We start from the raw sequence: 21,141 nt of genomic DNA, 5'->3' as shown, positions 1-21,141 counted from the left end.
TCAGTGCGACACCGCCTGCGGCTTTCCCGAGGCCGCGGCGGTGGCGGTCGGGCGGCGCGGTGGCGGCGCCAGCGCTTGTTTCAGTCGGAGCAGGCGGTCGCTCTCGGCCGAACTCGGCGGGCCGGCCGCGCCGACGATCGCGCGCACCTGGCTCAGCAGCGCTGTCCGCGCGTCCGCCTCAGGCACCAGCACAGCGAGCGCCGCTATCGCCTGCTCGCGCTCGAGCAGCAGCAGGAATGCCTGATCCCGCACCACCGCCTTGAACGCGGCAAGCGACAGGTGCATGATCGTCCAACGCGCGGCGTTGAGCGCGAGCGCGCAGCGCTGGTCGAGCACGTGGTCGGCCGCGAGTACGTAGAGCACCGCCCTGGTCAGCGCTTCGTCGAAGCCGCCGGACTTGAGCTTGGCGGCGTATACCTTTGCATGGACCTCCTGCAGCGCCCGTTGTTCGGGGGACGGGCCGGGCGTTGGCCTTGCTTCGGTCCTGTCTGTGATGCCGAGCAGCGCTTGCACGAACGGCGAGCCATAGACACCGAAGAAGACCTGCTCGGCCATCACGTCCCGCGCGGCGCGGTAGGCATCCAGTCCGGCGATGATCTGGTCGGAAACCTGCGTCTGCAGCGCGAGGAACGGATTGTCGGCCGCCACCGGTCGGCGCGCCGCGTCCACGCCGGCGGCCATCGTCCGCACAACCTGCATCCATGGATTGCGGTCGGCAAAGATCGTGTAGCTCAGCCGCAGCGGATTCAGGGCGCGGGTGAGGTCGGCCATCGGCTGGTTCGCGAGCGCGCGCACCAGCGGCTGGAGGATCCTGCGATAGGCCGCGAGGTTGAGGGCCGACAGGCGCGCGACGGCGGCGAAGGCGCGATCGTCCTCGGGGCTGTTGCGGCCAAGCGCACGGATGTCGTCGAGTGAGCGGGTCTCGAAGCGGGCGATCCAATCGCCGGTTACGAAGCCGCCACGCGGCGTTTCGGCTGGCCGCGGCGAAATGATCATTTCATGCAGACCCGGCGGCAGACAGTCGATGACATCTATCATCTGTACGAACTCCTCGTCCTGCTCGGCGCCCACCTTGGTGGAGACGAAGATGGCGAGATGCCCGATCTTGTGGTCCAGACAATAGACGATCGTCTGATCGGCGGCACGGATCTCATCGACGTTGCGATACAGATCGAGAATCCAGCCAAGCGACTGCGGCGGCGGGCTGATGTTGTCGGCGGTCGAGGCGAAAGCGATGATCGGCGATCTGATGTTGCGAAGATCGAAGATCCTGCCATCGCTCGACGCCAACTGACCGCGCGTCAATTTATCGCCGATGAACAAATTGTCGACGAGGAACTGCAATTCATCGCCGTTGAGCTGGATGAAGTCGCCCCACCACTTCTCGAATGCGAGGTAGCGCGCGCCTCCGGTGTCGATATGGGTATAGACGTCGTACTGCTTGCCCCACAGCCAGTTCGCCGGGTTCAGGCTGTCGAAGTTCATCACCAGCGCGGTGCCGTCGAACCTGCCGCGGCCGAGATCGCTGCTCATCGCGGTCAGCCAGCTGCCGCCGAGCAGACCGCCGGCATAGCGCATCGGATACTTGCCGTGCACGCCTTGCCAGTACGACATCGGCGAGCCGGCGACGAGGCACGGCCCGAACAGGTCCGGCCGCAGCATCGCCACCATCAGGGTCTGGTAGCCCGCCTGGCAGTTGCCGATCGCGAACGGACGCGGTGCGCCGGGATGCAGCGCGACGACGCGCTCGAAGAACGCCACCTGACCTTCGACGACGTCGAGGAACTGCTGGCCGGGTTCGGGCGTCGCCGCGAAGCTGATGAAGTAGACCGGATGCCCGGCGTCCAGGGCGTCGCCGATCTCGCTCTCCGCCTTGAAGCCGCCGATGCCGGGACCCTGGCCGGCCCGCGGGTCCACCACCACGACCGGCCGCTTGCGTAGGTCGGTGATCACCCCTGGCGGTGGCGTGATGCGCAGCAGCGAGTAGTTCATCGGCCGCGGCAGCGCTTGGCCGCTCATCACCAGGTCATGGTCGAACCGCAACACCGTCGCTACCGGCCGTGCGGTGATCGCGATCTCGTCGTTGCCACGCTGCCGCAACAGCTCGAGGAACAGAACGCTGCGCTGGAACGCGTCGATCATGTAGTTGGGCCAGGCGGTGGCAAGCTGGACCGCCGCAGGGCCGGCGTTGCCGGCGGCTATCGCCGGTCCGCGCCCGGCCCTGCCCGGCGCCGGCTTGTGTCGCGCTGCGAAATCAATGGTCATCTCGATCTCCCAGGGCCGTCGCTCGGGCCCGGATGCGATTGCCACGCCACCGCCGCAACGCGCGGCGGCCGCCAAGGTGGTTTGGTTGCTTGCGGCCATCGGCCCGCTGCACGGCGCGGCTGCACGTCCCAGCCCGGCGGCAGCGCCATCCGGATGCCCGAAATGGCGCTGATCCTGCGTTGAGTCATGGCGTTACCCGACGCGGCGACAGACAGGTTCGGCAACGATCGATCCGTCTGCGCCATTCCGCCGGACGCCCGGCTGCCACCAGCGGCCGGCCGCGCTTCATTCAATGCTCTGGCCAGCCCTCCATTGCGGCCAGATGGTCCAGGCTGCGCATGATCGAGGGATCGTTGCGAAGACTTGCGCAGGCATCCGGTGTCTTCCGGGCTGCGGCAAGTCGGATCTGCTGCAGCGCATCGCCCATCTTCTCGAAATGAACCAGGCCGGCAGGCGACAGGTACTTGCCCTGCATCCCCCACAGAGCGCCGGCCAGGGCATAGGCCTGGATCACAGATGCGCCCTGAATCAGCGCGTTCCACTGCCGACTTCGCACCTCGCACGAGGCGGCGCGCGCGGCGACCGCGACGATCCTGCTCATCGGCTGCATCTGCGCCTGATACGCCGCGGCCTTCTCTTCGGTTTGCGCCGCTCCGGCGACGATCGGCGCCATAACCAGTGCGATCATCGCAATTGCCCGCATCATCGCGATCCTCCTTGCCATCAATGCGGCGAGATGATCGACCGGGTCGCCGGTCCCGAAGCAGCCGGCATGTCGGTTCGAGCATGAGCATCTCCGCCATCTCCAGTTTCAGTCGTGGACGTCCCTCGGCCGTCGGTCGCGCGCCCGGCACCGGCGGTCGCCGCGATGCCGGTTGCGGCCGAGAGCGGTACGCGGGCGGCGTCGGGTCGATTGCCGCCGCGTATATCGACCTGACTCGCCTTCGCCGTCGGGACCCGCTGGCTCGCCATCGTGATGATCGAGGCCGACCACAGGGCGAAGACGACCGCCGATGCAATCAGCAGCACGATCGGACCCAAGGCGACCAGCAGCCCGGCCGGGCGCAGCACGGTCGTCGAATTCCGGACGGTCGCCGTGGCATCGGGAACTACTGTGGGTTCGGGCCGATCGGGCAGGAGGGCAAGCACCTGTGTCGCGATGGTGCCCGGCTCCATTTGCAAGGGCGATGTATTCGGCAGATCGGCGATCATCCTGGTCAGCCGCGCCTGAGCGGCTTCCTTCGGCAGCCGCGCGAACACGGCCGCTTCCTGCCAGGGGTCGAAATCGAGCCTGGCCAGCGCAGAGAGCACGCTGACGATCAGGCCTTTGCTGTCCTCGCCGATGGGTGCGAATAGGAACGCATCAAAGGGTGAGCGGGTATTGAATTGCGCGCGGGCCATTTCGGCTACCGCCTTTCATGATCGCTGCAATGGGCGGGTCATGGTCGACCGCCACTAGGCTGAGCGATGCGGTGACCATAGGACAGTTCCGAAATCCGCGTCAGGGTCGGAATCTACGGGCTGTGCGCGCCCGGACGTCAATCACTATATCTGCAAATCCATGCGAGCTGCCGCAATCGGCATCAGGTTATTTATAAATAATACGTAATATTCAGATCACTCCGCATGGAATCAAGCCCCACTTGGGCAGTGGGTTTAATAAATACTGGCGATATCAATATTTTATTTGCCCGCGTGCGGGTGTTGCCATCACTACATTTTTGGGGCGTTGTGTCGGCGGTGCGTGGCCGCGGCTTCAGTCTGCGGGGTGCTCGCTGATGTTGTGGGGCAGCGCGATGCCGGCGGCCTTGAAGACATTGCCGACCTGGCCGGTGACGTGGGTCCTCGTGGTGATGACCTTGCCGCCCTTTTCGATGGTTGCCTGCTGGAGCCTGTCGAGATCGTTCAGCAACTTCTGCCATTCGGGCTGGAAGCCCCTGGCGCCGCACAGGCGTTTCAGTTCCTTGGCGAGGGTCAGGGCCAGGAAGGAACAGAAAACGTGGCCGCGGATCGCGGCGTCAGCCTGGTGAAAGATCGGCCTTGTATCGAAGCTGGCCTTGGCGGCGCGGAACAGGGCCTCGACCTCGAGCAGGTCGCGATACCGGATCACGGCCTGCAGGGGCGTGATCCTTGCGTTGGTCCTGAGCACGCTGACGCCATCGAAGCGGGCCTCCTCGGCCAGCTTGCCCGGATCGATCTCGAAGGCGTTGCCGCGGCTGCGGAGATAACGCCGGTAGGCCGAGTTGCCGACCAGCGCCTTGTCGCCTTTCTTCAGCTGGGCCTGCAGCCCATCGATGATGGCCTGGCGGTTCTCCCTGTCCTTTTTCGCCTCTGCCTCATTCACCGTGACGATGTAGCGCTGGGCCGCCTTGCCCTTGCCCATGCGCACCTCCTTCACCCACAGCTGGGTCTCGCCATGCTGGCGATCGAGCACGAGCGGGACCATCGCGGCCTTGTCCTTCAGCACGACGTCGCGGATCACCCGGCTGGTGCGCTCGCGCGCGCCGAGGATGTATTCCATCCCCAGCGCTTCCAGTGCCGCGATGGTATCGGCGCTGATCATGCCGCGGTCAGCGACCACGCAGGCGCGGGTGATGCCGAAGCGCTCGCGCAGGCGCGTGACCACCGGCATCAGGATCTTCACGTCGGCGGTGTTGCCCGGCACCATCTCGGTGCAGATTGGCCGCCCTTCGGCATCGATCACCAGGGCCAGGATCATCTGCGCGAGGTCGGGGCGATAGTCCTTCGAATGGCCACGCCGGCCCAGCGTCTCGCCGCCCTCGCCGTAGAAGCAGAGCGAGGTCGTATCCATGAACACCAGGCTGAGATCGGTGAACAGGTCGCGCCGGCGTTCGAAGAGTTGCTCCTCGATCACGTCCTTGACGCAACGTGGCGCGAGGGCGCCCGCTTGCCTGTCGCCGAGTTCCTCGCCCAGCCAGGCCATCACGCGATAGAAGTGGTGTAGCGCCAGATCCTCCGCGCTATCGATGGCGTAACCCACTACAATCGCCGTGCGCCTCGCTGCTCAGGGCGTTGTGTCGGCGTGCGGCTTCGAGCGGATCCAAAGCTGATCAGAACTTGATCGCTCCCTGCACCCCTAACACTACTTTGGCAGAAGTTTGTTGTGATGTCCGATGAGGCTACATCCGCAATGAGGGCAATGCCGCGGCGGTGAGCGAGAAAGACGGTCAAGGATGGCTTGGCGCACTGCTGGCAGGGTGGGTTGGGGAGGCGGACCGGGGACTCTTTTTTTTCCGTCCCGCCTGAGCGAGCCTTCGGGATTGCAAGAAGGCGTAGGCCATCATCGTCATCAGGGCATGGCGGTGGAGGCCAGTCCAGGATCGGCCCTCGAAGTGGTCCAAGCCGAGTTCCTCTTTGAGTTGCTGATGGGCCTGCTCGCAGATCCAGCGCGCCTTGATGGCGCCAGCCAGAGCTCTGATCGGGGTGTCGGCAGGCAGGTTCGAGAGATAGTATTTTCGTTCGCCATTCGAGCGATGCTCACCCACCAGCCAGGCTTCCTCTCCCGGCATGTGCTGGGCACCGGCAGAACCGATTCGCTGGGGCGCGCCATCAGCAATGCGTACCCTCATGGCGGCAAAGCGGGCTGTCAGACGCCCCTTTGTTCCCTTGCGCCAACCGAGCTGCCGCCACTTCGCGCCTTCGAGCATCGCTTGTGCCGCCATGGATTTGACGTCGGGCACATGACGCACCCGTGGGCGACCGCGGCCTGCGACCGGGAAGATCAGCTGCACATCCGCCGGATAGACCTTCTGGTGCCGGGGGATGCCGACAGCCCAGCAAAGGCCGCGTGTACTCAGCGCCTGCCGGAACGGAGCCGACAGCCCGTAACCGGCATCGGCCAGCACACAGCCGAAGCGCACGCCGGCAGCGATGACGCGATCGATCTCCTCGATCGCGATCTCGGGCTTTGTGCGGTATTCCTGGAAACAGGCAGGCACGCCCGCCTTGTCCATGCGCGCGATATCGCTCGTCCAGCTTTCCGGCAGAAATAACCGCAAGCTCAGCATGAGCGGAACTGCGCCCGAAGCCAGCGTCACCGACACCAGCGTCTGACAGTTGGCATTCTTGCCGAGCGCCGTAGCATATTGCGGCGCGACGCCAACCGAGGCCTTACCCTTCTTGGGCAAGGCGGTGTCGTCGATGATCAGCCAGGCTTCATTGCCACCAACCAATTTATCCGCTTGGTCCCACAAGGTCGCTTCCAGTGGCGCGCTGTCCCACAGACCAGCCCCGATGAAATGATGCAGCCGGTCATAGGAAATGGCGTCCGACCGGGCCGCCATGGGCTGGATGCTTTTGCGATCACCCGGCCCGATCAAGCCGGCGATATAAGCCGGGCACATCCGTCGTCGCGTCTTGTTGCCCAGACCTTTCAGATAAGGGGCAAGCCACCGCTCCAGATCTCCCTGCCAGTCCTCGTCCATCGCCAGCCTCCATCAAAGCTGGCTCCCCATGAATCACGCAATCCGTGCCATGGGAATCCTAAAAATCAGATTTCTGCCAAAGTAGTGCTAACATCTAGCCTCCTCGACGCCGCGAGTGGAACTTCGGCGGTTCCTGAAAGTGGCGTGACCACCACCGCAGGTAGCAGCCCTGCCACGCTGGGGCCAGTTTCTTGGTTCGGCTGGAGTGCCGTTTCTTCGTCCCGGCCTGATCGTGCGCGGGGCGTCGTGCACAGCCGCGGTCAAGAATGGCCGCAGGCCATCGCGTAGCGACGCGCAGCGTTCTTGACGGCGGCGAGCACGGCGCCAGTCTTGAGGCAGACGGGCCGAGCAGCCGCATCCCGCAGTCCGATCGCGCATTGGCGCGGCATGCGGTGCCAGCCCGCACGGGACACTCTGATTGCGCGGAGCACCGCCATGGCAAGCAGCGACATCTTCACCCTCGGCCTCGGACTGACCCCACCCTGGCGCGTGGTCGACCAGCGGTTGGAAACCGACTACCAGCCGCATGAGTTGCATCTGGCCGTCGCCGCCGACCCAGGCGCCCGCTTCCCCTGCCCAACCTGCGGCCGGCTGTGCAAACCGCACGACTGGAAGGAACTGAGCTGGCGGCACCTCAACTTCTTTCAGCACGCCTGCATCATCGAGGCCCGTGTGCCACGCACCGACTGTCCGGAGCACGGCGTACTCCGCATTGCTGTGCCTTGGGCACGTCCCGACAGCGGCTTCACGCTGTTGTTCGAGCAGGCCGCGCTGGCTCTGATGCGCGAGATGCCGGTTGCCGCTGCCGCGCGCATCATCGGCGTCACCGACCAGCGGCTGTGGCGCATTCTGCGGTACTATGTCGGCCGGGCGATCGAGCGGCTCGATCTCAGCGGGGTCGAGGCGATCGCACTCGACGAAACCGCGGCCAAGCGAGGCCACAGCTACGTCACCGTGTTCATTGACCTCGATGCGGCCGAGCGCCCGGTGCTGTTCGTCACCCCCGGAAAGGGTAAGGAATGCATGACCGCCTTCCGGGCCTTCCTGGCGGAGCACGGCGGCGAGGCCCGCCGCATCGCCGAGGTGGTGTGTGACATGTCGGCGGCCTTCCTTGCTGCTGCGGCGGAGAGCTTCCCGCAGGCCTCGGTCACCGTGGACTGGTTCCACGTCGTGCAGATCTTCACCACCGCGGTCGAGCAGGTGCGGCGCGCCGAGGCGCATCAGCACAACCTGCCCAAGGGGGTACGCTGGGCCACGTTGAAGCGACCGGAAAACCTGACCATGGCCCAGCGGCAGGCGCTCGACCAGTTGGAGAACAGCGGCTTCGCCACAGCCGAAGCCTATCGCGCCAAGGAGATGCTGCGCTGGGTTCGCCTGGCCGCAACGCCACAGGCCGCGCGCTGGCGGCTGACCAACTTCCTCAACCACGTCACCGCCCGGCTGGACGATCCCGACCACCTGCTCGATCCTGTTCGACAGGCCGTCGATACCGTACGGCGCAATGCCAAGCGGATCATTCGACGCTGGAAGTCAGGCCATTCCAATGCCCGCCTCGAAGCGCTCAATGGGCTGTTCCAGGCAGCCCGCGCTCGCGCCCGAGGCTATCGCAACACCGCTACCTTCGCGTGCATCATCTACCTGCTCGGCGCGCCCATCAACGCCATGCTCGACGTCTTCCATTCCACTTGAGACGTCGAAGAGCCAACATCTATAGACTAAATCCCGATATGGATATGGGTCTATAGATGGATAAACGGAGATGGTCATGCCCAAGACATCAAGCGCCGCACGACATCCCATACCCCGCGGGCCGGATCGGCTGGATCGGAGCCGTTTCTCCCTACAGAGCAGGTGACAGTGTGGTCACGCATTCGCATCTGGCACACTCAGCGGGACGCCTTTCAGGGGCAACGCGCGATCGGCGCCGTTTGCGCCAGCCGGTTTGCCGGCCTTATCAAGCAGCTCGAGGAACGGTTTGATAATGTCGATTGGCATCGGGAAAACGACCGTCGAATTCTGTTCGGCGCCGATCTCCGTCAGCGTTTGCAGATAGCGCAACTGCATTGCGGCTGGGACGCTTCCCAGGATCTGCGCGGCGTTGACCAAGGTTTGGGATGCCTGGAACTCGGCTTCCGCGTGAATGATCTTGGCACGCCGGTCGCGTTCCGCTTCCGCCTGTTTGGCGATGGCCCGCACCATGTTGTCAGTCAGTTCTACCGTTCTGATCTCGACGTTGCTGACCTTGATGCCCCAGGTTTCGGTCTGCGCGTCGAGAATGCTCTGGACATCGGCGCTGAGCTTCTTTCGCTCGGACAGCATCTCATCGAGCTCATGCTGCCCGAGCACGGCACGTAACGTGGTCTGTGCGAGCATGTTGGTGGCTGGCAGATAGTTTTGGACGTGGATAATCGCCTTCTCTGGATCGACGACGTTGAAATACAATACGGCGTCGACCTTCATCGACACGTTGTCATGCGAGATCACGTCCTGGCTGGGGATCTCGATGACGCGAATGCGCAGATCGACCCGAACCATTTCCTGGAAGAAGGGGAGAAGCAGCACAAGGCCTGGACCCCGCACCCTTTGAAAGCGCCCAAGGGTAAAGACCACGGCGCGCTCATACTCACGCAGAATTTTCACCGTGGCGGCGAGAACAACAAGCGCAGCCAGAACCAGGACCGGGACGACATAAAGAAACAAGGCACTGCTCCTTTCCGACCTAGTGTCCCGAATCTGAAATCTGATGGATTTTATATTCGGGACATTAGAAAATCAGTAACTTAATGACCTCCTTATCCCTGAAATTCACCCACGAATTTCAGGGGCAGGACACTAGCGGAAGACATTCAGCGCGGTAGATGGGGATCTGCCAAATGCTCGGTCGGCACGCCGTCCGGCCGGTCACGTCGGAACGCACCGGGCCGATTTTGGAATGCAAGGCAGACTACGCGCGGCCGCACTTCCGCGGCAGACTCGGAAATTACTCATTGGTGAGGGGCGGCCGCAACTGAATGTCAATCGGGAAGTACTTACCTCTATAGCTATCCGATGCCATTCACGAGTATAGGTGTTTCTATATCCGAATAATCGGCAAGTCATACCGCGCTCATCATTGATCCGAAACGAGCAGATCGGGGCGATGCGTGCGCGGACCTGTACACGTAGTCCCGGAGGTCGCCGCCCCGGCGCGCAGAGGCCGGTAGTTTCCGACCCTGACGCTAATTTCGAAATTGTCCTATGGTCGCATGATCGTTCAGCCTCGTGGGGGTCGATCATGATCCGCCCATTGCAGCGATCATAAAAGTCGGGAGCCGAAATGACCCGCCCGCAACTGAATGCTCGCTCGCCCTTCGACGCGTTCCTGTTCGCAACCATGGGCGAGGACAGCAAAGGCCTGGTCGGCAGCGTCCTCTCCGCACTGGCCAGGCTCGATTTCGAGCCGTGGCAGGAAGCTGTGCAGACGCGCCTTGCCGCGATGATCGCCGATCTGCCGAACTGGTCGCCCCTGCAGCGGAGCCAGCCTCCATCGCGACCGAGGTGCTGGCCCTCCTGCCCAATCGGGTCGGACACGCGGGAGTTACTGATGCCACGGCGGCTGTCGGCACGTCGACTACCACGCCGAAAGGCCCGACCGACGGGCGCGAGACTTCCATGACTGAAGCGGAGGATGGCGGCCATGCGATTCCGCACACCGACGTGCCCGGTGCTGCAGGACCGGCGACCCGATCGATCACCTTACCGCATTGATGGCAACGGAGGATCTTGATGATAAGGGCCGTTGCGGTGATCGCACTGGTTATGGCACCGATCGTTGCCGGTGCGGCGCAGCCCGAAGAGAAGGCCCCAGCGTATCAGGCGCAGATGCAGCCGATGAGCAGTATCGTGGCGGTCGCTTCGCGCGCCGCGTCGTGCAAGTTGCGAAGTCGGCGGTGGAACGCGCTGATTCAAGGGGCATCGATGATCGAGGCTTATACCCAGGCCGGTGCTCTGTGGGGGATGCAGGGCAAGTACTTGTCGCTGACCGCCCTGGTTCATTTCGAGAAGATGGGCGATCGCTGCAGCGGATCCGACTTGCCGCCGCCCGGACGACACCGGATGCCTGTGCGAGCCTTCGCAATGATCCCTCGATCTTGCGGAGCTTGGACCATCTGGCCGCAATGGAAGGCTGGCCCCAGCATTAAATGAAGCGAGGACGTCCGCTGGTGGAAGCCGGGCGTCCGGCGGGACGGCGCAGACGGATCGATGGTTTCCGAGTCTGTCTGTCGCCGCGTAGGGGAAGGATATGTCTGAACGCGGTATCCATGCCGCTTCTGGCATTCGGTTGACGCTGCCGCCCGGCCAGGACGTGCAGCAGGCCGATGGTTGCAAGAAACGAAACCGCCCTGGTGGCCGCCGTGCGATGCGGTGGTTACGTGGCAATCGCATCCGGGCCCGAGCGACGGCCCTGGGAGATCGGGATGACCATTGACTTCGGAGCGCGACACAAGCCGACGCTGGGCAGGGCACGGACCGGCGGCAGTCGCCGGCGCCGCCAGCTCTGCAGCGGCCCAGCTTGCCTCCGCTTGGCCCGAATACATGATCGACGCGTTCCAGCGCGGCGTCTTGTTCCTTGAGCTGCTGCAGCAGCGTGTCAACGAGGAGATCGCGAGCACCGCGTGGCTGATGTCGACGGCGTTGCGGTTCGACCATGAAATGGTGATGAGCGACAGCGCACTGCTGCTCCCGATGAACTATTCGCTGCTGCGCATCACGCCACCGCCGGGGATGATTGCCGACCCGCGCAAGCGGCTGGTCGTGGTGGTGGATCCGCGGGCCGGCCAGGGACCCGGCATCGGCGGCTTCAAGGTGGAGCGCGGGATTTCCGGCGCGGTTCACTGCACGTCACCGTGTGGTCATGGAACTGGTGGTCACCGGCATCCGAACAAGAACATCGCCTACGAACTGAAGATCAGTCAGCGCACCGTCGAGAACCCTCGCACCGAGATCATGGAGTGAAACGGCGCGAAATCGCGGCCAGCCCTGGCCCGGCTGGCACTGGTCGCGTTGTCGGAAGCAGACGATCAGCCTCGCGTCAGGCAAGACGGTGCCCGGCAAGCCGCGTCGGAATGATCGTCGATCGACCCTCGGGGATGGTCAGTCGATTGCTATGACGCGGTGAATGTGACGGTGGCGGGCCCTGCTGCCATCGGGCGCACGCCGTCGTCCGGCTACGGCTCGGGGACAGGTGCCAACTGACGCACTCTGTCGCTTGCCGGGCCAAGCGCCTCCGCGAGGCAGGCGACGACCATGTCGTGCAGCGAACCTGCATAGATATCGGCGGCCACGGCAGCACGCAGCCTGTCGTCACTCACCATGTTGGAGGGCCAAAATCCGACAAGAATGCAAACCGACGGGCTGCGTGCCCGCAGCCGACGCACGGTGTAGCGCAGATCGGAGGATGTGCCGGCAATGCCGGAATAGGTCAGGCAGACCATCTGCACGCCCACGATGTCGAGCGTGTCGGCCGCACGCAGGCTAACGGCTTCATGCGTCACGACGCTGGCGCCGATCCCGCGCTTGCCGAGCAGCTGAGCGAGCATCGCCGACGCCAGATCATCGAGCGGGCCGCGGCCGGCCACGCACAGCACCGCGGAAGGGGCCTGCCAGTCCGGCGACAGGCCGACCGGCTCGCCCAGCCCGGCAGGCGGCCCGGGCTCGCGCGATTCCGGCGTTGCCTGCCGATCTGACGGCAGCCTCGCCGGTCCCGCGGCAGTCAGAAGCGTATCGCTGTCGTCATGGTCGCCGATTTCCTCCAGCAGTCCCTGCACCCCGGCGATGATCCGAATGGTCTGCGCCTCGGTCAGCACCCCGCGCTCGATGTCGATTGTGGCCAGTCGCAAGCCGGGGATCGCGACCTCATCGTAGTATGCCGACAGCGTACACGACTTCAGCAGCTGCTCGGCGTCGTCTTGCACTTCGTCCAGTCGGCCTGCCAGCATCCGGTTGTAGAAGCTCTCTACCGGCGTCAACGCTGAACGGTCGCCGAGCAGCACGTCGAGGAACTTCAATCGATCCACATGGCGGCCCAGAATGACCAGACAGAGTGTGAGCGGCATCGACAGGATCAGCCCGACCGGCCCCCACAGCCAGCTCCAGAAGATCGCCGCGACCACGACGGACAGCGGCGACAATCCGGTGCTGTGCCCATATGCCATCGGCTCGATCACCTGGCCCATCACGCCCTCGCTAACCACGAACAGGGTCCCCGTCCACAGCAGCATCGACCAACCCGGATCGACTGCCGCGGCAAGCGCAAGCGGTAGCGCGGCCGCGAGCCACGGGCCGATATACGGAATGAAGCGCATGAGGATCGCCATGATGCCCCACAGCACCGCGCTCGGCACGCCGATGACGAACAGACCGAGGCCGATCATGCTGCCGAATGCAGTGTTCAATGCCAGCAGGGTCAGGAAGTACCGGCTCAGGCGGTGCCCGGCCTCATCCATCGCGGTCATCGTCCGGTGCAGATCGCCGGTGCCGAGCATGCGGATGAGTCGGTCGCGCAGATCCTCGGGCCGCAGCAGAATGAAGATCGCCACAACCACGACGATGGCCGTAGTCATCAACGGCGATAGGATCGGCGTGAGGACGCGCCTCGCCAGCTTCATCAGCGACGGTTCCGGCTGATGGACCTCCACCGGTATCGGCTTCGCGGCCGCGTTGGTGGGTGCCGCGGCGGACGCTGCACTGACGGTCGTGCCGGCGCTCGCCGGCGCGCCGGCCGACGCGTGGCTGTCGCGATTGATTTGGCTGCCCATGCTCCCGACGAAAGCGGAGAGGCGGCCAAACGTCGCGCTCTGAACGGCATCGACCTTCTGCTGGATGGTGTCCGTATAACGCGGGATGTCGTCGGCAAGATCGGCGACCTGGGTGCCGATCAGGCCGGCGGTGCCGAGGATGACGCCGAGCGCCAACAGCACTGCGAGTACTACCCCCGGCACCCGCCCCAGCCCGGTGCGGCGGAGCAGATTTACCAGCGGGGCGAGCAGGAACGACAGCAGCACCGCCAGCGTGATCGGGATCAGCACGTCGCGGGCGATCGACAGCGTGGCGACCGCCACCACCACGCTGATCAGCGTCATCAGCCCCGAGGTGTCATTGATCGCGGCTGGCGTGCCCGGTCGCGCCCGTGGCGGCGACAGATCTATCATCAACGTAGCCGTGGTACTGGTGTTACGAGCATCGGCGAACCCATTCAGCGGTGCAAGGCCGCGCGTTTGGCGTGGTCATTGTTCAGAAGCCAGAACGTCGCGATCTGGCGCGCGGCGGACAGATCCGCGCGCGCCAGATACGGGCTGGTGCGGCCGCTCCCGGGCAGGCTGGCATCGACGGGAAAGCCATGCCCGATCGCGGGCAGCGTCCAGATCTCGACGGCGGGCGGTCGATCGGGCCGGCCCCAGGTCCGATGCCGATGCCCCGATGCCACGTTGTCGGTCCTCGGCGCCGTATCCTGGCCATGCAACTCGCCCCATTGCGCCGCGAGTATTTCGGCGTTCGCCGGATCAACCGTGCGATCTCGGCCGCCTTGCCAGATCGAGACGCGTGGCCACGACCGTCGTGAACGGGCCTGCGTCACTGCACGGACGTCGCCAGCGAGCGCCTGCCGCGACCGCGACATGTTTGCCCGTCGCATGTGAAGCATCGCTGCGACCTGGGTTTGCGCGCAGCCGACCGGCATGCCCGCGACAATGCCCCCCGCAGCGAACACCGCAGGGTATGCGGCGAGCATCGCAGCGGCCATGCCGCCGCCGGCAGAAAATCCGACAATGTAGATTCGTCTTGGGTCGGACCCATAGCGTGCGACCGCGACTCTCAGCATCTGGCGAATCGACATCGCCTCGCCGCCGCTCCGGCGGACGTCATCAGGGCGGAACCAGTTGAAGCAGCGGCCACGGTTGTTCGCGTGAACCTGTTCGGGCACCAGCAGCGCGAACCCCAACTCGTCCGCCAGCGCGAGCCAGCCGGACGCGTTGGCAAAGGCTGCGGCATCCTGGCCGCAGCCGTGCAGGACGACGACCAGCGGCCGGCCCGCGGGCAGCCGGGCGCGGGCATGAACCAGCATCCTCAATGCGCCGGGATTGGAGCCGAACCCGACGACTTCCGACACGCAACCTGCCGACATGCGAGCCGCCGACACCGGCCGATCCACCAACGCCCGCTTCCAGACGCGGGCGGCATCCTTTACCAGCGCCGCGGCCTGCCGCCGCGCGACTTTGGTGGCGCGGGAGTGGCGTGCGATAGCGTTCGCCCCACCCAGCCACATGCGCATGAATGGGGTCTTTCCAGTCAACCTTTTCGACAAGACACTCACCTCACGTCTGCAACACCTTCTTGTCCGCACCAACGGCCGGCTTGGTGCACTGTCTGTCTCACCGCGTGAGCTGTCTGATAGCGTGACTATCATCCGATCATATGCTTCCATCCGATCGGCTGTTGCTCTTGAAGCGAATGTATCTGTGATGTTCTCAGACATGGGCACGCTTGGGCAGGTTGCGATCAACCACCGCCGAGCGCCGATGGATCTGCCTTGGCGTCGAGCCAGACATCGGGTGGGGCACTCAAGCGCGCGCTGCGGATGTGAACGCAGCCGTCCCACATAGTAGCGCGCGTGCGGAATGCTATTTCCGGACGGAATCCTTCAGACCGCCGACCGTATTCTGCACCCTGCCCTCGGTCTTGCCGGCACGTCCTTCGGCTTGCAGCTTGGCATCGCCGACGAGTTTACCGACGGCCTCTTTCACGGCGCCCTTGATCTCTTTCGCCAATCCAGCTACGCGATCCTTGTCCATCAGCCGGCTCCCGTTACGATCTCTGCTAAGGCTTTGCACGAAACCCGGTGCGGCTCGTTCGCTGTCGATCGCTATACTGGATCGTGTGATCCGGCCTGCCGAGGCCTCAATAATTAGCAGGGCCTCACTTCCCATAGAAGGCTCGGAAACTACGCATCTCCGGCTCTGCGTACTCGCCCCGTGGAGGCCGCGCCAGGGCGGGCGTCTCGAGGAGGCTTATCACACTTCATCAAAGCGTTCGACGATGCGGTCGCGGCATACCCCGGCGCGGCGACCAGCTCAGCCGCCACCTGCGGCTCCAATGTAGGGCACACATATACGCTCCGACGCCCGCGAGAGGCCCGCCAGGCCACGGCCCGAGCGTTCCGCGAAGGGCGCGTGGCGGGCGTCCGGTTCGGCATGCCTTCACGCGCACGCGCGCCGGCGCGACGCGCTCATCCGCGCGATGCCGAGGGCGGCGCATATGCCAACTCGGCGAGCTCTTCGAACGCGGAGATCAGTGGCTCGGTCCGGACATCTCCGACCGTGACACTCGATACCTCATGCTCGGCAAGGCTGTCCAGCATCCGGGTAACGCATCGCCGAATTGCCGGATTCCGAATCCGACTGAATCTATCGGCGATCTGGTCGATATCGTCATATTGGCGCATGTCCACGGCGGCCTGCCCGACGCCGCCCGCGGCGCGACCGCCGACCGGACACCCGGTTTCGGCCTTTGGCGCCTGCGGCGAGGACGCCGAATCCGTGTAGAAATAGGCGAGGTCCACGCCGAGCGCCTGCGCTAACCGGAACAGGTCCGCTGGTGCGACATGCTGTATGCCGCGCTCGTAGGCGGCGATCCCTCTCACTGGCACGCGCAGTGTCATCGCCAGTTGCCGGCGAGAGAGTCCAATTTCCGCGCGCCGTGCCGTGATCTGACCGCCGATATGGGCGTCGAGAGATGCGACCTGCAATGACACTATGTTGCGCGGACGGCCTGTTCTGTCATCCATGTTCCATACCCCACCTATTGACGGCACGCGCGAAGCGAGCGGTCGAGCCTACAATCTGGCAGACCCGACCGCTCGCCGGACAGCCTCGGAAATTACTCATGCAGCGCGGTGGCGGCGCACGCCATCGCGCTACTCCATCGTCGTCGAGCGCGTGGTCTGCGTGGTCGTGGTCACGGGCGCGCCCAGCATTGGCGGCGCCGCCGCGGTCGCTGTGGTCGAGGTGCTCGTATGTTGCGTCGTCGTCGTCGTCGCGGTGTCCGGCGAACCGCCACCGCAGCCGGCGAGGACCAGGACGGCCCCGCTCATCCACGTGGCAAGCAGAATGCGTGCCGCGGTGGTCTTGTTCGATCGCATGATGTCCTCCGGTTCATTTCGTGGTCGAGTATGGAGACGTTGTGTCGGTCGTGGTGCTAGTGTGTGGCACAGGTGTAATCGTGGTGGTGCTGGTGGACTGGCTGACCGCACCGTCTTCGCTGCCATAGGTCGTCTTCCGCGATTGCGACGTATTCCCGGCCGCATCGACGCTGCGGCTGGTTTCGGTCGTGCTCAGCGTGCCGCTCGGCGACGGCATGACCGGCGTCCACGTCATCGCGGTAGGCTGTAGCGTATGGGCGGTGGATGTTGTGGTCGTCGTCTGCGCGTTCGCGCCAGCCGTCGCCAGAGCGAGGCCGGCGCCGAGCGGCGTGATAACCTGAATGCGGTTCATGGATTCTTTCCTGCTTTCAGGGTGTTTAAACGTCACCTGGGCGGGTTCCGGTTAACGGGGCGAGAGGTTGATCGTGCTCGGACTGGTGAGACCGCCGACGGCTGCACCCACGCCACCGCCGATCAGCGCGCCACCACCCGGCCCGATGCCGGTCACCGAACCGACAACCGCGCCCGTCCCTGCGCCGATCGCAGCACCGGACAGGGCACGGCCTCCCGGCGAATAGCCGCAGCCGCCGAGTAGCAACCCGGCTCCGGCGCAACGGTGAACCAAGCCAGTCTATACGATCTCATGCTAAAGCTCCTGATGGACGCGCCATGGTCGCGCGTCGGGTCCGCAGCACCTCTGTGTTGGCCGGTAGGCGGGTGTTTGACGCGCATGCCGAGATAGTCGCACTGCTCAACATGGCGACCCGCGAAACGATCATGCAGGACCGGAATCTACGTAGTTCCCAGTGGAAGAAATCCGATCTCGCCAATGTGGCCGAGGCTTCCGAGCGCGCGCGATACCGAGCCTTGCAAAGCCGGGGCGCGGCATTGTGGGCTATTTGGCCGGAGTCTTGTCCACCTCGACGGTCTTGGAGTGGGCCCTTCTCAGCGTGCGCCGTGGGCGCAGTCGAAAATTCCTCCCACTATGTCCAAGACGTCACCTTCGCCGAGAACGTTGGCGTCTTGGATTGTGTGGAAATTGCCTGTGGCGGCGTCTCTGGTTTGGGGAGCCTGACGAGGTCAGGCGACGAGATTAAGATGCATTGAGGCAGGAGGTTCTCCGAGGCTCTGCCCACAAGACGCGCCTGGTCAAGGACTACGTGGCCTCGACCGCGGGCGTCTGACGCTGCATTTCCTTCCAGGCTGCGCGCCGGAACTGAACCCGGACAAGTTGGTCTGGAGCCATGTGAAGCGCACCGGCGTGGCCAGGAATCCGCTGCGCAAGGGTGAGAAGCTGCGTGATAAGATCGACGCCCAACTCGCCGCCATCAAGCGAGTACCTGCACTCGTGCGCTCATTCTTCCTCGCCCCAGTGTCATGGCTGTTCAACGCTTTGGGATAGTGATTGAGAGCGAGGATGTGGTAGAGGTCGGCAAGCGCGGCGCGGTAGCGGTCCTGGCTGAGGGTGCTGGCGCTGGGTTTGCTGTTCATCAGGATGTTGAAGGCGAAGCTGCGCAATCGGGCGATGACGCCAGGGGTTGGTTCGGATCCGGGATCGATCCTCTGCGAAGGTGACGTCTCGGACATAGTGGGAGGAATTTTCGATGCCCCAATGTGCGCGGATGGCCTTGGCGGCGATGGCGGCGGTGAGGGATGTGTTGGCGACGTAGAAGGCGGTGTCGTGTGTCAGCTTGAGCAGGCCGGTTTCGGGATTGCGGGTGGCGATTGCGCGCTCGACCTGAATGATGGCGGTGACATGGGGATGCCAGTCGGTGCCGGCGAGCGCGCAGGCGGGATTGAAGGCGGAGACGGTGCGGGTTTCGTCACGATTGCGGCCGCGGTCGCGGGTCCGGAAGACGTCGTATGGGGCGCTCGATGTGGCGATATGGTGGATCGCCTGCTTCAGCGTCGGTTGATTGTCCTTGACCTGGACGATGAGGCTGATGTTGCCCGCCTGGGCGACGTTGAAGGCTTTTTTGGCAGTGCAGGGCATCCAGGTGACGAGTGTGTCCTTGGCGATGCCCAGTTCGGCGAGCAGCGCCTGGGCGGCGGGGATCTCGCTGGATTTCTCGCCGATCTCGACATGAGCGAGCACCAGCTTGGTGTCGGTGGCGAAGGCGCTGAGCACATGAGCCGCGGTGCGGTCATGGAACCTGTCGAAACTGCCGCGCAGGGTCTTGCCGTCGAGCGCAATGCTGGCCGTGCCGGGCTTGGTCCTGGCCGCCTGCAGCAGTGCCGCGTGGCGTCGGAACGCCGGCCTCCACCGCGCCCGGATCGAGCCCCTGGAGGATGTAGCGGATCGCCGTGTGCGAGGCGCCCGGCGCCATTTCAGGCCGAAGCTGCGGTTCAACCGGCGGCGATGGACGTCGATGAAGGTGACGATGCCGCGATACGAGTTGCTGCGCTGATGATCGCCAGGATCGAGAACAGCAGGACATGCGGCAGCTTGTAGAGCTTGCCTTCGCGCGCCGCGGATCGGGAACCTCTGCCAGGATATCGAGCAACGAGCTGAACGCGGCCATGACAACCTCCGTATCGGTTGCCTTCCAAGAATCCCAAAATCCGCCGGTCGGGAATCCCCATATTCCCCAGAAAGTCAGTTCGCCCCCACAGTGTTGCGCATCCGACCACCCCAACTCAGAAACCAGCGTTGAACAGCCCTACCGCCAGTGTAGCCTATTACAGACTGTTAAGTAAGAGTCCGGTTGAGGCTGCCTACCCAGTTGATCGTCACGTTGCATCCGCAGCCGCATATTCACGACCTGTGTGAATATGCGATATGCATGTGTTAGACAGACACCCTCTATGCAATCCCAAGTTCCTGTGCCGATCGTTCCTGTTATTGTCCGCATCGACTGTCCCAGCACCGCAAGCCCGCTCCGAAAAACATGATACCGAGAATTGCCAGATCAGGTAATTCAGGAAAGACCGGCCACTCGGAAAAGTCTTAAGCTATACCAAGACCTATCTGGCAGGTGGTTTGGCCGCTTCAACCGTCTTGGAATGGGCCTTCTCGGAATGCGCCATGGCCGCGGCAGCATGCAGCCTGGCGGGTTCGTGCTCACCCATGTTGAGATGGTGTGCGGCCTCGAGGTGATGGTGTTCTGCTACGGCGTGATGCGATGCCGCAGCGATATGCACGGCGGCCGCCGGATGATTGGGGGCCGATTGGTGGGTGCCGGGGCTGACCGCGGCGGGATTCGCTATTGTCATGTGATTTCTCCAGAAATGGTCCAAGGTTACCGTTCATGGGAGGCATATGATAGCTTGCCAAGAACAAACTCAAGATATCAGACCATCGCATTGCCCGGTAGGATCGGGAAATACTTACATCGCCAACTATCCGACGTCACACTTAGATTCGGTCCAAGATGATATTCTATTCTTACAGTGCCTTCGTAGCATCAGCCGAATTGAGGCCCAGAGGATGAATGCCAGGGCGTTGGTTCGGTTGAGGCCCTCCCAATCCATGCTCAGGCCCGGCATCGGTTCGACCAGGCAATGATGCGTTCCCCATGCGGTGATCGCGATCCAGCGGTTTGATCTGTCAAACCGGGGGCGCGAAGCGAGCGGGTGGTCCGCTTGTTGGAGCCGAGGGAGGCAATCATGGCGCACTACGCAGGACTGGACATTTCGGACAAAGACACCGCCATTCACGTTGTGGACGACAACGGGAAGCTGGTCTGGCGGGGCAAGAGGGCCAGCGAGCCGGAGGTGCTCGCCGCGGCCCTGCGCCGGCATGCGCCCGAACTCGTTCGGGTCGGGCTCGAGACCGGACAGTTGGCGCCGTGGCTCTACCATTCGCTCAAGGACCTCGGTTTTCCGGTGATCTGCCTCGATGCGCGCCATGCACGCGTGGCGACAGCGTTGCAGCGGAACAAGACTGACGCACACGAAGCCGAAACTTTGGCGCAGTTCGTCGGTAGTGTCCGGGGTCGTGGTGGACTTTTGGGCCCTGTAACGGTGTAGTTTGAGGTGGCCATCGGATCAGTCGGCTATGGTGGAGTTGCGAGACTTCAACCTGAAGCCTGGAGAACCCGATGACCGAAGATAGATTACCACTGGCTGAGCTACTGGCCAAAGCCGGGGACGGCGATTTTCTGCGCAGCGTTGCGGAGGCGGTGGTTCAACTGCTGATGGAGACGGATGTGGATGGGCTGATCGGCGCCAGCCGCTACGAGCGCAGCGGCGAGCGCGCGACCTATCGCAACGGCTACCGGGAACGCGCATTGGACACGCGGCTTGGCAGCTTGCAGC

At 64.0% G+C, this 21,141-nt stretch carries 19 protein-coding genes and 2 pseudogenes; 6 read left to right on the top strand and 15 right to left on the bottom strand.

The features are described from left to right. The 5 genes from HUW10_RS00430 to HUW10_RS00410 form a co-directional block, all read right to left on the bottom strand. Positions 1–2,340: a DUF3141 domain-containing protein gene (locus tag HUW10_RS00430; protein WP_201712556.1), complete on the bottom strand. Its 2,340-nt coding sequence runs from the start codon at positions 2,338–2,340 to the stop codon at positions 1–3. Positions 2,341–2,554: 214 nt separating this feature from the next. After that, the gene (locus HUW10_RS00425) at positions 2,555–2,971 is read right to left on the bottom strand and encodes a hypothetical protein (RefSeq protein ID WP_011930498.1); all 417 of its coding nucleotides are present in this window, start codon (positions 2,969–2,971) and stop codon (positions 2,555–2,557) included. A gap of 17 nt (positions 2,972–2,988) precedes the next feature. After that, positions 2,989–3,666 carry a hypothetical protein gene (locus HUW10_RS00420; protein WP_011930499.1) on the bottom strand — a complete coding sequence of 226 codons (678 nt, stop codon included), beginning with the start codon at positions 3,664–3,666 and terminating at the stop codon, positions 2,989–2,991. 355 nt (positions 3,667–4,021) lie between these two features. Beyond that, positions 4,022–5,266: an IS1634 family transposase gene (locus HUW10_RS00415; RefSeq protein ID WP_011930500.1), complete on the bottom strand. Its 1,245-nt coding sequence runs from the start codon at positions 5,264–5,266 to the stop codon at positions 4,022–4,024. Positions 5,267–5,453: 187 nt separating this feature from the next. Continuing rightward, positions 5,454–6,710 (bottom strand): IS701 family transposase, encoded by a 1,257-nt coding sequence (locus HUW10_RS00410; protein ID WP_011930501.1) that lies wholly within the window; start codon positions 6,708–6,710, stop codon positions 5,454–5,456. 435 nt (positions 6,711–7,145) lie between these two features. Between HUW10_RS00410 and HUW10_RS00405 the strand changes: the two genes are divergently transcribed. Next, positions 7,146–8,399 carry an ISL3 family transposase gene (locus tag HUW10_RS00405; RefSeq protein ID WP_011930454.1) on the top strand — a complete coding sequence of 418 codons (1,254 nt, stop codon included), beginning with the start codon at positions 7,146–7,148 and terminating at the stop codon, positions 8,397–8,399. A gap of 174 nt (positions 8,400–8,573) precedes the next feature. Here HUW10_RS00405 and HUW10_RS00400 read toward each other — a convergent pair whose 3' ends face one another. Further along, complete coding sequence (locus HUW10_RS00400; protein WP_011930502.1) at positions 8,574–9,410, bottom strand: slipin family protein; 837 nt, start codon at positions 9,408–9,410, stop codon at positions 8,574–8,576. A gap of 1,065 nt (positions 9,411–10,475) precedes the next feature. Between HUW10_RS00400 and HUW10_RS00395 the strand changes: the two genes are divergently transcribed. Both HUW10_RS00395 and HUW10_RS00390 read left to right on the top strand, forming a co-directional pair. Next, the gene (locus HUW10_RS00395) at positions 10,476–10,895 is read left to right on the top strand and encodes a hypothetical protein (protein ID WP_043508784.1); all 420 of its coding nucleotides are present in this window, start codon (positions 10,476–10,478) and stop codon (positions 10,893–10,895) included. 390 nt (positions 10,896–11,285) lie between these two features. Then, positions 11,286–11,705, top strand: coding sequence for a DUF3141 domain-containing protein (locus HUW10_RS00390; RefSeq protein ID WP_043508783.1), 420 nt, complete (start codon positions 11,286–11,288; stop codon positions 11,703–11,705). 212 nt (positions 11,706–11,917) lie between these two features. Here the strand turns inward: HUW10_RS00390 and HUW10_RS00385 are convergent, their stop codons facing one another. The 7 genes from HUW10_RS00385 to HUW10_RS00355 form a co-directional block, all read right to left on the bottom strand. Then, entirely contained in the window at positions 11,918–13,900 is a 1,983-nt protein-coding gene (locus HUW10_RS00385) for an AI-2E family transporter (RefSeq protein ID WP_011930506.1), read from the bottom strand. Between the two features lie 44 nt (positions 13,901–13,944). Next, the gene (locus HUW10_RS00380) at positions 13,945–15,018 is read right to left on the bottom strand and encodes a PHB depolymerase family esterase (RefSeq protein ID WP_050751056.1); all 1,074 of its coding nucleotides are present in this window, start codon (positions 15,016–15,018) and stop codon (positions 13,945–13,947) included. A gap of 349 nt (positions 15,019–15,367) precedes the next feature. Continuing rightward, positions 15,368–15,538 (bottom strand): CsbD family protein, encoded by a 171-nt coding sequence (locus tag HUW10_RS00375; RefSeq protein WP_011930545.1) that lies wholly within the window; start codon positions 15,536–15,538, stop codon positions 15,368–15,370. A 434-nt stretch (positions 15,539–15,972) separates the two neighbouring features. Continuing rightward, a complete protein-coding gene (locus tag HUW10_RS00370; protein WP_011930509.1) occupies positions 15,973–16,530 on the bottom strand; it encodes a helix-turn-helix domain-containing protein in 558 nt (185 codons plus the stop codon). Between the two features lie 129 nt (positions 16,531–16,659). Continuing rightward, positions 16,660–16,884, bottom strand: a complete 225-nt coding sequence (locus HUW10_RS00365; RefSeq protein ID WP_043508772.1) for a hypothetical protein — start codon at positions 16,882–16,884, stop codon at positions 16,660–16,662. A 13-nt stretch (positions 16,885–16,897) separates the two neighbouring features. Continuing rightward, positions 16,898–17,236 (bottom strand): hypothetical protein, encoded by a 339-nt coding sequence (locus HUW10_RS00360; RefSeq protein ID WP_011930511.1) that lies wholly within the window; start codon positions 17,234–17,236, stop codon positions 16,898–16,900. Positions 17,237–17,287: 51 nt separating this feature from the next. After that, complete coding sequence (locus HUW10_RS00355; protein ID WP_155856290.1) at positions 17,288–17,482, bottom strand: YMGG-like glycine zipper-containing protein; 195 nt, start codon at positions 17,480–17,482, stop codon at positions 17,288–17,290. Between the two features lie 532 nt (positions 17,483–18,014). Here HUW10_RS00355 and HUW10_RS18195 point away from each other — a divergent pair. After that, positions 18,015–18,286: pseudogene (locus HUW10_RS18195) on the top strand (transposase); the annotation flags it as partial. Here HUW10_RS18195 and HUW10_RS00345 read toward each other — a convergent pair. Both HUW10_RS00345 and HUW10_RS00340 read right to left on the bottom strand, forming a co-directional pair. After that, entirely contained in the window at positions 18,260–19,411 is a 1,152-nt protein-coding gene (locus tag HUW10_RS00345) for an ISAs1 family transposase (RefSeq protein WP_174501827.1), read from the bottom strand. The pseudogene HUW10_RS18195 and the gene HUW10_RS00345 overlap by 27 nt on opposite strands. Before the next feature lie 437 nt (positions 19,412–19,848). Further along, on the bottom strand, positions 19,849–20,121 hold the full coding sequence (locus HUW10_RS00340) for a hypothetical protein (protein WP_081432806.1): 273 nt from the start codon (positions 20,119–20,121) through the stop codon (positions 19,849–19,851). 369 nt (positions 20,122–20,490) lie between these two features. Between HUW10_RS00340 and HUW10_RS00335 the strand changes: the two are divergent. Beyond that, positions 20,491–20,805: pseudogene (locus tag HUW10_RS00335) on the top strand (transposase); the annotation flags it as partial. Positions 20,806–20,924: 119 nt separating this feature from the next. After that, the coding region (locus HUW10_RS00330) for a transposase (protein ID WP_174501826.1) at positions 20,925–21,141 on the top strand (217 nt) is incomplete at its 3' end.

This window comes from Acidiphilium sp. C61, from assembly GCF_905116885.1.
Taxonomy (GTDB): Bacteria; Pseudomonadota; Alphaproteobacteria; order Acetobacterales; family Acetobacteraceae; genus Acidiphilium.
The sequence above is the reverse complement of the archived record's forward strand: the minus strand, read 5'-3'. Positions and strand labels throughout refer to the sequence as shown.

Bases quoted from the DNA above. Each gene is read 5' to 3' on its own strand.
- HUW10_RS00360 (WP_011930511.1), bottom strand. From the start codon at position 17,236: ATGAACCGCATTCAGGTTATCACGCCGCTCGGCGCCGGCCTCGCTCTG.
- HUW10_RS00395 (WP_043508784.1), top strand. From the start codon at position 10,476: ATGATAAGGGCCGTTGCGGTGATCGCACTGGTTATGGCACCGATCGTT.
- HUW10_RS00380 (WP_050751056.1), bottom strand. From the start codon at position 15,018: ATGCGCATGTGGCTGGGTGGGGCGAACGCTATCGCACGCCACTCCCGC.
- HUW10_RS00385 (WP_011930506.1), bottom strand. From the start codon at position 13,900: ATGATAGATCTGTCGCCGCCACGGGCGCGACCGGGCACGCCAGCCGCG.
- HUW10_RS00420 (WP_011930499.1), bottom strand. From the start codon at position 3,666: ATGGCCCGCGCGCAATTCAATACCCGCTCACCCTTTGATGCGTTCCTA.
- HUW10_RS00425 (WP_011930498.1), bottom strand. From the start codon at position 2,971: ATGATGCGGGCAATTGCGATGATCGCACTGGTTATGGCGCCGATCGTC.
- HUW10_RS00370 (WP_011930509.1), bottom strand. From the start codon at position 16,530: ATGGATGACAGAACAGGCCGTCCGCGCAACATAGTGTCATTGCAGGTC.
- HUW10_RS00410 (WP_011930501.1), bottom strand. From the start codon at position 6,710: ATGGACGAGGACTGGCAGGGAGATCTGGAGCGGTGGCTTGCCCCTTAT.
- HUW10_RS00405 (WP_011930454.1), top strand. From the start codon at position 7,146: ATGGCAAGCAGCGACATCTTCACCCTCGGCCTCGGACTGACCCCACCC.
- HUW10_RS00390 (WP_043508783.1), top strand. From the start codon at position 11,286: ATGATCGACGCGTTCCAGCGCGGCGTCTTGTTCCTTGAGCTGCTGCAG.
- HUW10_RS00375 (WP_011930545.1), bottom strand. From the start codon at position 15,538: ATGGACAAGGATCGCGTAGCTGGATTGGCGAAAGAGATCAAGGGCGCC.
- HUW10_RS00365 (WP_043508772.1), bottom strand. From the start codon at position 16,884: ATGCGATCGAACAAGACCACCGCGGCACGCATTCTGCTTGCCACGTGG.